Source organism: Desulfoluna spongiiphila (assembly GCF_900101345.1).
GTDB classification, from domain to species: Bacteria; Desulfobacterota; Desulfobacteria; order Desulfobacterales; family Desulfolunaceae; genus Desulfoluna; species Desulfoluna spongiiphila.
The window spans coordinates 516962-532654 of sequence record NZ_FMUX01000002.1 but is presented as its reverse complement, the minus strand read 5'-3'; the positions used below and the strand labels follow the sequence as shown (position 1 = coordinate 532654).

General features: G+C 59.0%; 15 protein-coding genes. 5 read left to right on the top strand and 10 right to left on the bottom strand.

Annotation, left to right across the window (positions count from 1 at the left end; genetic code table 11):
• The first annotated feature begins 1071 nt into the window (after positions 1–1071).
• On the top strand, positions 1072–2310 hold the full coding sequence (locus BLQ12_RS05275; protein ID WP_175469514.1) for an OmpP1/FadL family transporter: 1239 nt from the start codon (positions 1072–1074) through the stop codon (positions 2308–2310).
• Positions 2311–2484: 174 nt separating this feature from the next.
• On the opposite strand, the gene BLQ12_RS05270 is transcribed toward BLQ12_RS05275, so the two are convergent.
• On the bottom strand, positions 2485–2871 hold the full coding sequence (locus BLQ12_RS05270; protein WP_092208967.1) for a hypothetical protein: 387 nt from the start codon (positions 2869–2871) through the stop codon (positions 2485–2487).
• A gap of 85 nt (positions 2872–2956) precedes the next feature.
• Positions 2957–3397 (bottom strand): flavodoxin, encoded by a 441-nt coding sequence (locus BLQ12_RS05265; RefSeq protein ID WP_092208965.1) that lies wholly within the window; start codon positions 3395–3397, stop codon positions 2957–2959.
• A gap of 458 nt (positions 3398–3855) precedes the next feature.
• Here BLQ12_RS05265 and BLQ12_RS05260 point away from each other — a divergent pair, with 458 nt between their 5' ends.
• Complete coding sequence (locus BLQ12_RS05260; RefSeq protein WP_092208963.1) at positions 3856–5529, top strand: long-chain-fatty-acid--CoA ligase; 1674 nt, start codon at positions 3856–3858, stop codon at positions 5527–5529.
• Here the strand turns inward: BLQ12_RS05260 and BLQ12_RS05255 are convergent.
• The 4 genes from BLQ12_RS05255 to BLQ12_RS05240 form a co-directional block, all read right to left on the bottom strand.
• Entirely contained in the window at positions 5498–6295 is a 798-nt protein-coding gene (locus tag BLQ12_RS05255; protein ID WP_092208961.1) for an energy-coupling factor ABC transporter ATP-binding protein, read from the bottom strand. The two genes, BLQ12_RS05260 and BLQ12_RS05255, sit on opposite strands and share 32 nt — an antisense overlap.
• Positions 6295–7062 carry an ABC transporter ATP-binding protein gene (locus BLQ12_RS05250; RefSeq protein WP_175469513.1) on the bottom strand — a complete coding sequence of 256 codons (768 nt, stop codon included), beginning with the start codon at positions 7060–7062 and terminating at the stop codon, positions 6295–6297. Before BLQ12_RS05250 ends, BLQ12_RS05255 begins: the two co-directional genes overlap by 1 nt.
• A gap of 32 nt (positions 7063–7094) precedes the next feature.
• Positions 7095–7838, bottom strand: coding sequence for an energy-coupling factor transporter transmembrane component T family protein (locus tag BLQ12_RS05245; protein ID WP_092208957.1), 744 nt, complete (start codon positions 7836–7838; stop codon positions 7095–7097).
• Between the two features lie 334 nt (positions 7839–8172).
• Complete coding sequence (locus BLQ12_RS05240) at positions 8173–8745, bottom strand: ECF transporter S component (protein WP_175469512.1); 573 nt, start codon at positions 8743–8745, stop codon at positions 8173–8175.
• Positions 8746–9284: 539 nt separating this feature from the next.
• On the opposite strand from BLQ12_RS05240, the gene BLQ12_RS05235 reads away from it, so the two are divergent.
• The 3 genes from BLQ12_RS05235 to BLQ12_RS05225 all read left to right on the top strand — a co-directional run bounded on the left by BLQ12_RS05235 (position 9285) and on the right by BLQ12_RS05225 (position 13207).
• Positions 9285–9860: a DUF3332 family protein gene (locus BLQ12_RS05235; protein ID WP_092208953.1), complete on the top strand. Its 576-nt coding sequence runs from the start codon at positions 9285–9287 to the stop codon at positions 9858–9860.
• 111 nt (positions 9861–9971) lie between these two features.
• A complete protein-coding gene (gene hrpB / locus BLQ12_RS05230; RefSeq protein ID WP_092208951.1) occupies positions 9972–12479 on the top strand; it encodes an ATP-dependent helicase HrpB in 2508 nt (835 codons plus the stop codon).
• A 422-nt stretch (positions 12480–12901) separates the two neighbouring features.
• Positions 12902–13207 (top strand): panthothenate synthetase, encoded by a 306-nt coding sequence (locus BLQ12_RS05225; RefSeq protein ID WP_092208949.1) that lies wholly within the window; start codon positions 12902–12904, stop codon positions 13205–13207.
• A gap of 17 nt (positions 13208–13224) precedes the next feature.
• On the opposite strand, the gene BLQ12_RS05220 is transcribed toward BLQ12_RS05225, so the two are convergent.
• From BLQ12_RS05220 to BLQ12_RS05205, 4 genes are all read right to left on the bottom strand, one after another.
• Positions 13225–14046 (bottom strand): DUF2279 domain-containing protein, encoded by an 822-nt coding sequence (locus BLQ12_RS05220; protein WP_226860145.1) that lies wholly within the window; start codon positions 14044–14046, stop codon positions 13225–13227.
• 22 nt (positions 14047–14068) lie between these two features.
• Positions 14069–14740, bottom strand: a complete 672-nt coding sequence (gene can / locus BLQ12_RS05215) for a carbonate dehydratase (RefSeq protein ID WP_092208947.1) — start codon at positions 14738–14740, stop codon at positions 14069–14071.
• Between the two features lie 161 nt (positions 14741–14901).
• The gene (locus tag BLQ12_RS05210) at positions 14902–15315 is read right to left on the bottom strand and encodes an ATP-binding protein (RefSeq protein WP_092208945.1); all 414 of its coding nucleotides are present in this window, start codon (positions 15313–15315) and stop codon (positions 14902–14904) included.
• A gap of 28 nt (positions 15316–15343) precedes the next feature.
• Positions 15344–15688 (bottom strand): hypothetical protein, encoded by a 345-nt coding sequence (locus BLQ12_RS05205; RefSeq protein WP_092208943.1) that lies wholly within the window; start codon positions 15686–15688, stop codon positions 15344–15346.
• Positions 15689–15693: the final 5 nt, after the last annotated feature.

Sequence of the window (15693 nt, the reverse complement as noted above, 5' to 3'; positions counted from 1 at the left end):
CCTTTGATGGAAAACCCTGCGTTCATCACATACGCAGGCCACCATGGCCAGTTGCCATCTTTGTAACGGCAATTCCCATGCCTGCTTCCCCCCCGCCTTACCCCGGATATGTCACGATAAACGGCCATCAATCCGTTCTTGCGGAAGCTAACCGGACAACATTCAATCATTTTAAAAATGCAAAATATACGTTGCGGTTTTCCGTTCGATTTTCTCACCCTTCGAGCGAGCCGGGTGCTGCTGATGTGTTAGCTATACGAAAGATTCCACCCCTTGATCAAGGAAGAAATAGCAATAGTCACTGAGCGGGCACATATGAGACATGCAATGACGATGAGAACAGAGGCAGGGCAAGGGACACGCAGCCCCCATCATCTCAATATTCAACAAAAAACCAAAGTTTATCATCTTTGGACGCCTGTTCTCCTTTCTTACCCTTCTGGCGAACCGAATGCACGCATCTTCTTCGTTGCCGGAGTTTTGAGGAAATCACACCATCTGCAGAGCCGGTGCCCTGAATAGAAACGTACTCGATTCGTCACCCGGTATAGAACACCTTCACAGCGACTTCAGGGCCCCCACCCTGCCGTTCCCTTGCCCAGAAACAAAAGGGGTTCAGGAGTCTGCAACAACTGCTTTTCGGTTACCGTTTTTCCGAAAGCCCCACCTAACCCACCGCATTTCTGGCCCTCCCTTTGCCAGCCTTGAGCCTTAAGGCTCCACCCCCATGGGGAACACTTGAAAATTTATTGATTCTAACAAACAGGCAAGATATTAACTATCCGCCCAACGTAGAACATGCGTTCATCCACATAGGGGTTCGATCACTTATTTGTCGCTTGGGTACAACAATGAAAAACAGAGCGGAAGGCCCTGGTCACCGCTCATTTCATATTCTTTGTATGGAATATTTTTTAATGAGTAATCCATGAGGGATGACTCAATCGGTGGTTTATGATCTTACGAACGAACAGCGATCATCGGCCTCAACATCACCATAAAAAAGGTAGCCGGGTTCGCAGGCGGATGGCCTGTATTCCACACCTTTTTCGTATGCCAGAAGGGGAAAAAGTGAAGCGTCAGTTCCTGAGTTTTTTTGCGTCCTGTGTTTTGATCATGGCGGCTGCGGGCTCCGCATCCGCCGCCGGTTTTGCCTTGTATGAATGGAGCGCCCGAGGCAATGCCCTTGGCGGCACCCTCGTGGGACGCGCGGACGATCCCTCGGCGGTGGCCTTTAACCCCGCCGGCATCACCCAGCTTGACGGCACCCAGGTGGCCTTCGGGGCCTCCTTTGCCCACCCCATCTGTGAGGTAGAGACCGAAAAATCGGGCGTTGTCACCACCTCCAAGAGCGATAACGGCATCTTCGTCATCCCCCAGTTTTACGTGACGCATAAACTCAATGACAAATGGTCCGCAGGGTTCGGTGAGTTCTCCCGATTCGGCCTGGGTTTCGAGTACCACGACGACTGGCCCGGAGCCTTCAACGTCTACGAGGCCACCATCAAGAGCGTGTCCCTGAACCCGAACATCGCCTACCAGGTCACGGACCGGCTCTCCGTGGCCGTGGGGGTAGAGTATGTGTATGTGGATCTGAACATCAAAAACAAATACAATACGGGGCTTCCCCCGGCAGATTCACCCTCATCCGAACTGTCCGCCGACGGCGACGGCACCGCCCTCACCGCCGGGATCCACTACAAACTCGACAACTGGCGGTTCGGCTTCGGCTACCACAGCCAGGCCAAGATCGATGCCAGTGGAGATACAACCGTTTCGGGAATGACAGGCCGTAAGGCCGTACTAAACGGTGCGCATAAAACCACCGGCTCCGTGGTCCTGCCGGACATGCTCAGCTTCGGCATTGCCTGCTACCCCACAAAGAACCTGAGCGTGGAGGTGGGCGCCATCCACACACGCTGGTCCACCTACACCGACCTGGACCTGGACATTGAAACCCTGGGTCCCCACCCCCAGCCCAAAAACTCCGACGACGTCTGGCGCTACAACATCGGCGTGGAGTACGGGGTCACCGACAACTGGGACCTCCGGGCCAGCTACTGCTTTGACGAAGCCCCCGAAGATCAGATGTACGTGGATTACATGATCCCCGCATCCGACCGCCACCTCATCGGCGTGGGCACGGGCTATACCTTCGGAGCCTGGACCGTGGACCTGGCCTACACCTACATCAAGGCGGAAAAGGTGAACTACGACAAGGCCGTTACCCCCATTAACGGCATCCTGCCCGGCACCTCCAAAAACGGGGTCACCCACATGGGGGCCGTCACCATGGGGTACGTGTTCTGATTAAGGAAAAATCACCTGCATTAAAAAAAACCGACCCGGGGAGCCCGGGTCGGTTTTTTTATTTCCGGAAGGGTGGCAACCCCTTGCGGGGCTGCCGGTGTCAGGGGACAGCATCGTTGCTGTCGGGGAACATACGGGAAGGAGGATTGGGGGAAGGAGATAGGTATAAACAGGTTACGCTGCGCTGCGGCTCTGTTTGCAGCACGTCCCGCCGCAGCACTTGTGATCGCCCCCGCAGGAGTGGTCACCGCAGCAGGAGAGGATGGCCTCTTCCGGGATCACGGAGGAAGGATCCGGGGATTCGGTTAAGTCCGGCTCATCGGCATGGATCATGCCGGTACCGCTGCACAGGGGGCACAGCCCGCCGGAGTGGAGAATGCGCGTCACGCCGCCGCCTAAGGGAACCAGCTTGAACGGAACCCGGGATTCCGCAAGGTAGCCCACCAGCCACTTGACGAAGAGGTCGTTTTTCAAATCCACAGAGTCAAATTTTCCCTGGGCCAATTTTGTCATCATCTTGATTTGAAACGAACGCATGACCTTGGATTCTCTCTTCGTCATCGTACAGCTCCTCCGGCGTATCGCCTTATCAATTCAGTGCATGGAAAATCATCCGGGGCCTGCCAAGGCCCCGGAGACATGAACGTTATGCCGCAGCCACTCCCGTGGCCCACGCGTCGATTTCGTCCTCATAATCATCGGGCTCGCCGTCAATTTTAAGGCCTTCGGCAACCAGTGTGCCGCCGATGTTCCGAACCTTCTCTTCGATGGCGTCCACGGCACCGCAGAACCAGGTGTAGGAGCTGTCTCCGCAACCGAAGACCCCCACCTTCTTTCCGCCCAGGGCCGCTTTGTCCATGGCCTCATAGTAGTCGATGAAATCGTCCTGCAGCTCGATTTCATCTTCACCCCAGGTGGAGCACCCGTAAAGAACCAGATCGTAACCGGCCTCATCTCCGGGCGTTGCATCGCTGACATTCTGAACCGTCACCTCAAGCCCTTTGGCGTTGAGGATTCCGCCGATACGTTCAGCCGTATTTTCCGTATTTCCTGTGGTGGACCCAAAAATAATCAGTGCGCGTGCCATATGCCCTCCGCGTGGTTGTGTTGGAAGCAGTCGTCAATATAGGGCATGTCCATTCGCCCGGTGGGGCGAGAACATCACTCTCGAACCTGGAGTATACATAGACCCAAATATTTTTTGGGTCAACTAAAAAGTTAGGCACACCTAAAATTTTCCGCAACCCCAACAGTCCCCCTCATCCCTCCCGCCTTTCCGGCATGGTTTCAGGGCGCATTCAAAGAAGCCCCGGACACACATGGAAAGGAGCCCCCCCGAGCCCTGATTTCCAAAGGAATTTTCCTCTATGTGCTCCCCGCCAAACCGCCCTTGTCACCGTCCCTTCATCGGGAACAACTCCCCATGATGTCTCTTTTATTTCGAGGTGTTATTGACAGATTCCTTAAGATCATCTATCGGTATTTTAAAACCATCGTCATCGTGATGAACAGTGATTAAACTTTTGATCTCCAGTGGAGAAAAACATGATCACCCTCACCTGCTCAGATAAACCCTGGCTGGCTCACTACGACAAAGGCGTCCCCCCCGCCATAGATTATCGCCGCCTCACACTCCCCCAGATGTTCCAGACCACGGTGGGACGATACCCCCGGCACACCGCCCTCATCTATCACGGACGCCATATCACCTACGCCGAACTGCAAGTCCTGGTACGGACCTTCTCCATCACCCTGACCACCCTCGGCATACGCAAAGGCGACGTGGTGGGGATCTGGCTTCCCAACACCGTTGCCACGGTGGTTTCATACTACGCGGCACTCACCATAGGGGCCATCGTGGTGATGGCCAACCCGTTGTCCAGCGACCGCGAAATCACCCACCAGATGAACGACTCCGACACCAAGCTCATCATCACCCTGGACGTCCTGGCCGAACGCGCCATCGCCCTTCGAGAAAAAACCGAAATCGACGTCGTGATCCATGCCTCCCTCGGCGACTTCCTCCCTGCCCCCCTGAAGTGGGTCTTCCCTTTCATGGCCCGAAAGCAGGGCCTTACGGTAAAGGTCCCCGGAGCCCACCGGGTTTACAGCTGGAAGGAGGCCATGGCCCTGCGGGGCACCCCCATCCCGGAGCCGGCCATCCATCCCGACGAGGTGGCGGTCTACCAGTACACCGGCGGCACCACGGGACGCCCCAAGGGGGCCATGCTCACCCACACCAACCTCACCTGCATGACCCAGATGTATGAAGCGTGGTTCCAGCTTGAAAAAGGAGCCGAACGGGTCCTGGCCGCCCCGCCTTTTTTCCATGTGCTGGGCATGTCAACGGCCATGAACCTTCCCATCCACATGGGCTGGACCACGGTGCTGATCCCCAAACCCCAGCCGGACAGGCTCCTTGAGGCCATCCGAAAATTCAAGCCCACCCTGGCCCCCCTGGTGCCCACCATGTGCATGGGAATCCTGGAAGAAAAGGCCCTGGCCCACACCGACCTGACCTCCTTTAAACTCATCACCTCCGGGGCCTCCTCCCTTCCTGAAGAGGTCCTTTATCGCTTCAAAAAGCTCACGGGTGTCACCATCAACGAAGGCTACGGCATGACCGAAACCTCCCCCCAAACCCACCTCAACCCCTTGAAAGGTGAAAAGAAACCCGGCAGCATCGGCATCCCTTTTCCGGGCACCGAGGTGCGCATCATGGACCTTGAGACCGGAACCCGGGAGCTCTTAACCGGAGAAGCCGGTGAAATGTGGTTCAAAGGGCCCCAGGTCACCTGCGGCTACCTGGGCCAGTACGGGGAAAACGAGACGGCATTTCAGGACGGGTGGTTCAGGTCGGAGGATATCGCCTGGATGGATGAAGACGGGTATTTTTACATCGTGGACCGCAAAAAAGACATTATCATCTCAAGCGGCTACAGCATCTATCCGAGGGAAGTGGAGGAGGTGCTCTACGACCATGAGGATGTCCTCAAGGCCGCCGTCATCGGCGTTGCCGACACCCACAGAGGGGAAAACGTCAAGGCCTTTGTCACCCCCAAACCCGGCCGGAATCCCACGGTGGAGTCCCTCATGGCCCACTGCCGCAAAGAGCTGGCAAAATACAAGTGGCCCGTGGAGATCGATATCATCGATGCCATGCCCGAATCCACGGTGGGCAAGATCCTTAAAACCGACCTGAGGCAACAGACGGCCTGAGGGCGTCAAAGATGTCGTTCTCTGTAAAGCAGGGCCTTTGAAGCCCCAGCCTGCGCCCCAGGGCCAGGGCATCGGGAAGGGGAAGATCAAGGGAAGGGTCGGAAAAAAGGGAACGCGGGTCCCCCAGGGCCCGAACATGGCCTGACCCAAGGACCAGCATGGAGTCAAAGGATGCGGCAAGGTTCATGTCATGGGTCACGGCCACCACCGAGCTGCCCCGTGCCCCCAAGGCATCCATCACCTGCATTACCATCTGCCGCCCTGCAGCGTCCTGGCCCGAAAGGGGTTCGTCCAGGAGGACCAGGGGCGTCTCCATCATTAAGACCGAGGCCAGGCAAACCCTTTTGCGCCTCGCCCGGGAAAGATCATGGGGGTTGCTCTCAAGGTCCCCTTTTATGCCGCACAGGCTTGCCGCATGGGCCATGCGTTTCTCAATGACGTCGGGAGCCAGTCCCGCAAGGGAAAGGGCAAACCGCAACTCATCGGACACCCGAGATGCAAAAATCTGGTCATCCGGATTCTGGAAAAGAATGGACACATGACGGGTCCGCCGGGAGGGGCGCAGGGAAGCCATGGGGCAATCGCCCACGAAAACAGTCCCTTTTTGAGGAGAGAGCAGCCCGGCAAGAAGGCGCAGCAGGGTGCTCTTGCCCGATCCGTTGGGCCCCACCACCGCAAGGGAGGTTCCGGCCTCAAGGGCAAAGGAGACCTCCCGGAGCACCGGAGCACCGTCACCGTATCCGCAGGTAAGGTTGTCTACACGCATCACAGGCACCACCTCCCCTCCGCATCATCAAGGGCCAGGGGCAACGGCCCCGCATAAAGCCCCCGGGTCCGTGCAGCCTGTGCGACCCGGGTCACCAGGGGCACGGTGAGCCCCCAGCCTTGGGGGTCGCCGTCATCGGGCAACGCCGCCAGAGGCCCGTCGTACACCATCCTCCCCCCATCCAGGACCACCGCCCGGTCTGCAAGGCCTGCCATCTCCCCCAGATCGTTTCCCGACACCACCAGGGTGGCCCCCCGGGCCTTGAGGTCACCAAGCACGCCTTTTATCTCGTCCCTGGACGCTGGATCCAGCTGGGCAAAGGGCTCATCAAGGAGTAGGAGCCCGGGGCCACCGGCCAGAAGCACGGCAAGGGCCACGCGCTTTGCCTCCCCGCCTGACAGAGTAAACGGGTTGCGCTCCGCAAGGTGAGCCACCCCCACGCGCCCCAGGAGCTCCCACACCGCCATGTCGCGCCCCCTTGCATCCCCGCCGTCAAGGGCCAGGGCCACCTCTTCAAACACGGTGAAGGCCAGCCCCGAGAGCTGCGCCGTGGGATCTTCCAGGGAGAGCCCCGTGCGTTTTGGGCGCCGACCCACACAGCAGCTCCCATGCACAAGGCACTCCCCGGTAAGGCGTCCGGGATAAAACCGAACCATGAGCCCTGCCAGAAGCGACAAAAGGGTGGTGCGGCCCGAACCGTCGGCCCCCAGCAGCGCAAGGCACTCCCCCCCTTTAACGGAAAAGCTCACCTCCCTCAGACTGGGCATCGAAGCCCCCGCATACGTAAAGGAACATGTTTCTACCTGAACAGCATCCATACCCGATATCCCAACGCGCCGACCACCAGGGCGGCTGAAGCCAGGCGAAGCAAGGCTTCCCCCGGCGGTTCATAAACATCTTCGGCCCGACGGCGTTTCAGCCCCCCGCGAAGCTCCAGGGCCATGGCCCGCTTCTCCACATCGGCAAGGGCCCCCAGGAGCAGCGGCCCCACCAGGGGCACCAGGTGCCTTGCCCGGGCCATGGGCCCGCCGTCAAGATCCAGGCCACGGGCCCGCTGGGCATCCAGCACGCACGAGGCGCGATGCTTAAGCAGGGGCACAAGATTCACGGTGGTGGCAAGGACATACACCAGAAACGGAGAGGCTCCGCGCCGACGCAGGTCGGTCAGGAGCTCGGAAGCGGGCGTGGACACGGCAAAAAGGCACAGGGAACCGAGCATCACCCCCACCCGTGAAAAAATGGACAAAGCAAGAAAAGCATTATCCCGGCCCACCTCAACAGGCCCATACGCCCACAGCACCTCACCGGAAACCGGCATGGCCACAAGGTACATCAGGGCAAGGAGCGCGCCAAAGGGGATCAAAAGGGCAAGGGTCCGGCCCACCCATGTCACAGCCGCACCGCTGGTGGTCCCCAGGGGCACAACCACGATCAGGGGCAACAGACTCAAGGGCGGATCAAAAAGCAGAAACGTCACCGGCACCATGCCCGCCAGCAGGCAAAGCCGGGTCCAGGGAGACCAGGTAAGAAGAGGAGGTGTCATACATTTCCGGATACGCCGCACGCCGATGCGGCTTTTTAGTCCGTCGTTACCCGTGCCGCACAGGAGTGCGGCGCTCCAGGGGACAAGGATGTTCGGGGGTGATGTAATTAGGCCGATGTTTGTTTGAAAAGCGGTAACTATTCAGCTCAAAATGACTCCGGCGGCCCTGTCTGGGGCCAAACGTTTGAAAAGTTAGACAAACAGGTCTTACAAACGACCGGGACCTTCCTGAAAGTATTCGACGAGCCCACTGCTTCAAGCTCAACGAACATGCAACCGAAAAGTTTTTGCGGATCATTTTTCAAAAAGCGACCCACCGGAGGCAGGCTGAATATTACGCAGAGAAACGGGGCAGACGGGCCATCATCCGATCCGGCAGGGAACGAATCAGGGCAAAGGCCACCAGGGCCGTGGGGACCTTGTCTAGGGGCTCCACCATGAGGTTCTTGTAAAACGCGGCGGAGGTGACCTTGATGCCGGATTTCACCAGGACCGCGGTGATGAGGGACGCCCCGCTGCCCTCGACGCCGCCGTAGACAAAGACCACGATGGGCGTGGCCACAAAGGGGGTTGTCACGGCAACCACCACGCCGGAAAGGGCCGCTTTCCACCAGGTATCGGCAAGGCCCCACCGGGCGCAGAGCCCTGCGGCAAAGCCGATCCAGGCAGCCACAGGGAAAAAAGGCAGCGCCGATGGAGAAAAAAGCCCCCAGGCGGCATTGGAAAGCCCCCCGGTGACGGCTCCGGCAAAGGGTCCGCAGGCAAACCCCACAAGGAGGGTGCCGATGCAGTCCAGATAGACCGGAAGCTTCAGCAGGGCAACGAGCTGGCCCACCGCAATGTTGATGGCCATGGCCACGGGAATCAGGGCCACCGTAAAAGTCGTGAATTCGTCTTGGATCTTCATTGTTCCCCCTCCACTTGCAACGTATTGTCTGTGCTTCCCCATGGGTCTCGGCTCAGGTTCCGCGATTCGTACCACCCGGGATCACGGAGGGTCAAAACGATAATTTCAATATTCTCCCTGCAAATCATTGATCACCCGAATATCCCATACCGGATCCGGATGCCTTGCGTTGCGAGAGGAAGGAACAGCCCTCCATTGATAACCCACGATTAAAATGATATATTTTCTTAAACATTCCAAATAAATCGCCACCACCCCATCAATTTCGCAATACAACCATCCGGAACGACACGCTCATGAAAGATGGGAATCCGGTGGCCCGCATCATCGATGTTCTTACCCTTGGGCTGAATCAAACACCAGAAGTCAGCTTAAACGCCAGAAAAACCCCTCACACAAGCCCAAAGGAACAGCCACACGTATCAGCCGTTTTTTGTGCATCACCCGCTCAAAGCAGTCCCGCGCCATCTCCACACATCATGCGCCCCCGTCGGGAAAAGGGGGTGCATACACCCACCATCAACATAAGGAGAGATCACATGAAAAAGACAACAGGACTTCTGATTGGTTTTCTGATCGCCATGTACGGCTTGGGCTGTATGGGACAAATGGGACTCAGCCAGAAAGCCATAGGCGTCAACCTCAAGCTCGTTGATAACCGCTACGGCCGAGCCGGCATTTATATCCTCGGGGCACCCGTCTATGCCGTCACATCCATCATCGATCTGTTCATCATCAACAGCATCGAATTCTGGACAGGCACAAACCCCATCACCAAAAAAAAGCCGGCCATTGTCGATACCCCTGTGGATGCCTGGATGAAGGTCGACGATAATCTGGACCCCGCAGCAACGGAGGCACCGCTCTCCTCTACAAAACCGTCGTTGGAGTCCATTGATATCGCCCCGTCAAACAACGACACGTTGAAAATGGACCTTCGATTCAACGATGGCACACACCAGTCCGTGGTGGGGATTCGGGACCCCGACGGGTATGTCAAAATCTATGTGGATGACCGCCTTGTCGCCTTGGCAACCCATGAGGCGCTTTTGCGGTATGTCTCAAGCATTCCCGACACTCGCCGGACAACGGTTGCTGCAAAGAGCCCGGAGTAAGTCCGTGGCCTCGGCAGCCCCCACGAACCCGGGCCACACAGAGCGCCGGGGACATGGTCCCGGACCGCTTTTATTTTGCATTTCCAGGGGCTCGTAGTATACAACCCACCCATGAGCCCCACACTACCCATACATGATGTTCTGGATGAGATTCGAGATGCCCTTGAAGCAGGGCTTTCGGCCGTGATACAGGCCCCGCCCGGCGCGGGAAAGACCACCGGGGTCCCCCTGGCCCTGTTGGAGGCCCCGTTCCTGGCCGGACGGAAAATCGTGATGCTGGAGCCCAGGCGCCTTGCGGCCCGGGCCTCTGCAACACGCATGGCAGAAATGCTTGGCGAACAGGTCGGAGAGACCGTGGGGTATCGCATCCGCATGGAGAAAAAAATCTCGGCCGCCACCCGCATCGAGGTGGTCACCGAAGGGATCCTCACGCGGATGATCCAGTCAGACCCGGAACTCTCGGGGATCGGGCTGGTGATCTTCGACGAATTCCACGAACGGAACCTAAACAGCGACCTGGGGCTGGCCCTGACCCTGGAGTGCCAGGGGGTGCTGCGGGAAGACCTGCGGGTCCTCCTCATGAGCGCCACCCTGGATGCGGCGCCTGCCGCCAGACTCCTCGGAGACGCCCCTGTCATCACCTCCGAAGGCCGGGCCTTTCCCGTGACGACCCGCCATCTCCCCCTGCGCGAGCCCACCCCCACCCGCCGGGACATCGAAGCGGCCTGTGCCCGGGCCGTGACCAAAGGGCTCTGCGAAGAAGACGGCGACATGCTCGTCTTCCTGCCCGGGGCCGGGGAGATCCGGCGGGTGGAAGAACGACTCCGAAAGATGGACCTCCCGCCCCATACGGACCTCTACCCCCTGTTCGGGGCCCTCACCAAAGCCGAGCAGGACCATGCCATCAAGCCCTCCCCTGCAGGGCGCAGAAAGGTGGTGCTGGCAACGGCCATTGCCGAGACATCCCTTACCATCGACGGCGTGACCCTGGTGGTGGATGCCGGACTCATGCGGGTTTCCCGGTTCTCACCGGGCTCGGGCATGGGACGCCTGGTCACCCTGCCCGTCTCCAAAGCCTCGGCAGACCAGAGACGCGGCCGTGCCGGACGAACCGCCCCGGGAATCTGCTACCGCCTCTGGAGCGAGGCCCGCACAGGCACCCTCACCCCCTTTACCGCCCCGGAGATTCTCCACGCGGACCTGGCTCCCCTGGTGCTGGAACTGGCCCTCTGGGGGGTCACCGACCCGGCGGAACTCACCTGGCTCGATGTACCCCCCGAAGGGTCCTGCGGCCAGGCCAGGGAGGTTCTCAAAGCACTTGGCGGCCTGGACGAAAAGGGCCACATCACCGCCCACGGCAAGGCCATGGCCCGACTCGGTGTGCACCCCAGGCTGGCCCACATGCTCTTGGTGGCAAAAGAGAAAAAAGCAGGGCCCGAGGCCTGCCTCCTGGCCGCCCTGCTCACGGAACGGGACCCCCTGGCCGGAAACCGCAACGATGTCGACATCCGGCTGCGCATGGAGGCCATGATCAAAAAAGGAAACCGGGACGCCCGGCTCAACCCCGGGGCCGCGGCCCGCATCAGGGAGACAGCCCGCCAGCTTGGCGGCCGCCTTGCCATCAAGGGGGCCCCCAACAATCCCGCCCTTGCCGGACGCCTGTTGGCCCTTGCCTTTCCCGACCGCATCGCCATGGCGCGGCCGGGGCGGCCCGGATACTTCCAGATGACCTCGGGCAGCGGCGCCTTTATCCATGAGTCCGATCCCCTGGCCTTTGAACCCTTCATCGCCATCGCAGACCTGGACGGCAACCGCCAAAACGCGCGGGTCTACCTTGGTGCGCCCCTGGCCCAAGAGCGCCTTGAAGCAGACCACGGCCGTCGCATGACCCAGGAAGTGGTGGTGTCCTGGAATGAGAAAAAAGGAAGGGTGGAGGCTGTTACGCGCCGCAGCCTGGGCGCCGTGGTGCTGTCTGAAAATCCCTTAAAAAAACCCGATGCCGACGCCGTCACCTGCGCGCTGATCCAGGGCATCCAATCCCGGGGCCTGTCGGTTCTGCCCTGGAACAAAACCACCCGAAGCCTTCAGACCCGGGTTCTTTTTCTCCGCAACCACGCAGGGTTTGACGACCTGCCGGATCTCTCCGATACCGCCCTTGAAAAGACCGCGCCCCAGTGGCTGGCCCCCTTTCTCATCGGCATCACCGGCATGGGCGCCTTAAGCAAAATGGACCTTGCAGGAGCCCTCACCGCCCTGATCCCCTTTGCCTGGCACCGGAAAATCGACACCCTGGCCCCCACCCACATGGCTATCCCCAGCGGCACCCGCATCCCCCTGGACTACGGAAGCGGAGAGCCCCCGGTCCTTGCCGCCCGCATCCAGCAGCTCTTCGGCCTCACCGACACCCCCACCGTGGCAAAGGGCCGCGTGCCCGTCACCTGCCACCTCCTGTCCCCTGCATCACGCCCCATGCAGGTGACCAAAGACCTCTCAAGCTTCTGGGCCAACACCTACCCCGAGGTGAAAAAAGAGCTCAAAGCCCGCTACCCCAAACACCCCTGGCCCGACGACCCCCTCACCGCCATCGCCACCAACCGGGCCAAACGCAAAAGGACATAAGAAAGGAAAAAAAGCCTCCGGCGGCAAGGTGAGCCACCTTGAAAGCTGCTTGCCATTGCGCCTCGCCCTTCGTTCCTCAGGGCAAATCGCAATGGCATTCGCCGCGAACAGTGGTCAACGCCGGAGCGTCTCAAACACAAACCGAACGCAAGCTCACCCTGTAATCCCCTATGCCCTATCACCTATCCACACCCCCACTCACCATTCACTATTCACCATTCACTGCCCCCCTTCCCCCTTGAAACAAACCCGAATCCCCTGTATTTTAAAACAAGTCCCACTCCACCGCAGCCGCCCCTCCTTGTGCATGCACCCGCCCGCTCATGACACCTTCCGTCCGGTTTCCCCGACCCAGGGCCACTGTGCCGTCGTCAAACGGCTGCGATCACGCACCACCACCCATCAACCCAAGGAGGGCCATCATGAAGATGCTCATGCATGTCACATTTCCCCACGAGCCGTTTAACACCCTGGTGAAAAAGGGGACCGCCGTCATCCTGCTCGATGAAATCCTCGAAGAAATAAAACCTTTTTCGGTCTGGTTCACCGAGGAGAACGGCATGCGGGCCGCCGTCCTCATCATCAACGTCACCAACGCCTCGGGGCTTCCCTTCTACTCGGAGCCCTTTTTCCTCAACTTTGACGCAGACGTCCATTTCCGCATCGTCATGTCGCCGGAGGATCTTTCCAATGCGGGCCTTGAGGATCTGGGCAAAAAATGGAGCTGATGCGCAACTGAACGGTTTTACAAGGGAGAGGATCGAAACTGGATATCGGTATGGGGTATCTGGATATAGCGAAGGATGGTGGAGGTCTTGGAGTAACCGCCTTTCTGGAAAATGCGGGACAGGTTGATGCCGATCCCTCCGTAAAGATATCGCCTGGGGTTTACCCCGGTGCCGTCATAGCCCCGGGTGTAGTACCCCAGGTGAAACTCCAGGTACTGCGCATAACCGGTGCGAAAACGCCTGAAGCCGCTGAGTTTAAGGGCCGCGAGGAATTTCATGTTTTCGTAATCGGTGAGGAGATCCGGCTCGTCAAAGGAGGGTGTGTACTCAACGCGAAAATCCAGCTTTTCTGAAACCTGCGGAAACCGGAGGGTCAGGTAGCCGACGCCCGCGCCGACGGTATTCATCAGAAAATCTTCATGGGAAAACCCGAAGCTGCTGAACGAGTCCCCCACCTCCATGAACCCCATGAGCCCAAAGGCGGACAGGGAGCCGTACAGAGCGGCTTCGGACTCCGAATAGCCCCAGGTGGAGCACAGATGGCTCATGCCGTGGGAGAGGACATAGGTGGTGTAGGCGTGACCGAGTTTGTCCGCGCCGCCGTGATCCGTATCCTGGCCGAACCACCCTTCCCGGGTGGTCCGGGGCCTGTTCTGGCCGTAGTCCCAGTTGGCGATGCCCCAGCCCGTGATCACGAGAACGCCTGCGGCATTGGCCGCAAGAAGTTTGTCGCCCTTGTCCATCTCACTGGCTGAGACAGGACAAGGGATAAGAACTGCACGTATGAACACGATGGCCATAACGGCAATGATGATATGAAATCGTAAGGCGCTCATCATAGCTACAGCCTCAACGAATTACTTACGCATCGTGTATCCTTTCGGTCCTTGCATACACCTTGCGCAAGGCGGTTTCCGTCACGGACCTGATGCTGTCCGCACTGCTCACCGACACATCCAGGTCCTGGAGGAGCCCGTTGCCGATGTTGTAAATCCAGCCGTGGACGGTGAGGGGTTTCCCCGCCTGCCAGGCCACTTCGGCGGTGGTGGTGCGACAGACGTTCCTGACCTGCTCGATGATATTGAGCTCGCAGAGACGATCGTTGCGGGCCACCGGATCGGAGATGCCGTCCAGAAAATCCCCGTGGGTGAACTGGATGTCCCGGAGGTGACGAAGCCAGTTGTTGACCAGGCCCCGCGAGGAGTTTGCAAGGGCCTCTTTTACACCCCCGCAATCATAGTGGCCGCAGACGATGATGTCCTTGATGTTCAGCACCTCCACGGCGTACTGAATCACGGACAGGCCGTTAAAATCCGTGTGAATGACCATGTTGGCCACGTTGCGGTGCACAAACACCTCTCCGGGCAGGAGCCCCACCAGCTCGTTGGCGGGCACCCGGCTGTCCGAGCAGCCGATCCAGAGGTAATCCGGGCTTTGCTGGTTGGCGAGTTTCTTGAAAAAATCCCCCTGCTCGCGGGTCACCTGAGCAGACCACTCCCGGTTGTTTTTAAACAGCTTCTTGAGCTCTCCCATACGTCGTCCCTGATCCTGATCTATAGGTCTCGTTTCAGCCTGCACGGGGCCTGCCAGCTCGACCCGCTTCCCGAAAGCTTCCCGGCTTTCGCGCGTATGGAAGCATGGGCCGTGCCCTGGCCGTCCCTGTCAGCAAACCACTTAAACGTTCATCACACACATCAGATGTAATTGGTGATGACCACCCGGGTCCCCTCGCCCACCCCACTGGTAATCTCCAGCTTGTCGGCGTTTCTCCGCATGTTCGGAAGGCCCATGCCCGCACCGAATCCCATGGAGATGACCGCGGCCGAGGCCGTGGAAAACCCCTCGGTCATGGCCTGGGGGATGTCCTCGATGCCGGGACCTTCATCCACCACCTCCACCACAATCCTCTCCAGGTTGATGTCGGCCGTAAGCGTGCCGCCCCCCACGGCATGGGCCACGACATTGACCTCAGCTTCGTAGATGGCCACGGTGGTCTTTTTGATGATTTTGGTGTCCACGTTGAGCTGCTTGAGAATGTGTTTTACCTGACTGGACGCGGTTCCGGCTTTTGCAAAGTCCCCGTCCTCAATTTCAAATTCGAACTTCATAACACCCCTTCATGTTGGGAGGCCCTCGTCAAAAAACGGGTTCGAGGCCGGCGTCAAAGAGAATCCCGCTTGCCTTGTACACCGAGCAATCCACTTCAATGAGGATCAGACCGGTGCGTTCCGCCAGGTCCTTCATGGCCGGGCTCACCTTCTTTCCCCGGGCGATGACCACACAATCGATCTCCGCCATCTCTGCGGTACGAATGGTCTGAAGCGTACACAGCCCGGTGATAAGAAGAACACTTTCCACTTCCAGGGTCAGGACGTCGCTCAGGAGGTCGGCGGCAAAACCGAAGGAGACAGGGGTCTCGACCCTCTCTTTTCCGGTGACGATGTTCCCCCCCAGAAGGGTTGTAATATTGGTTATTTTCATTGGCT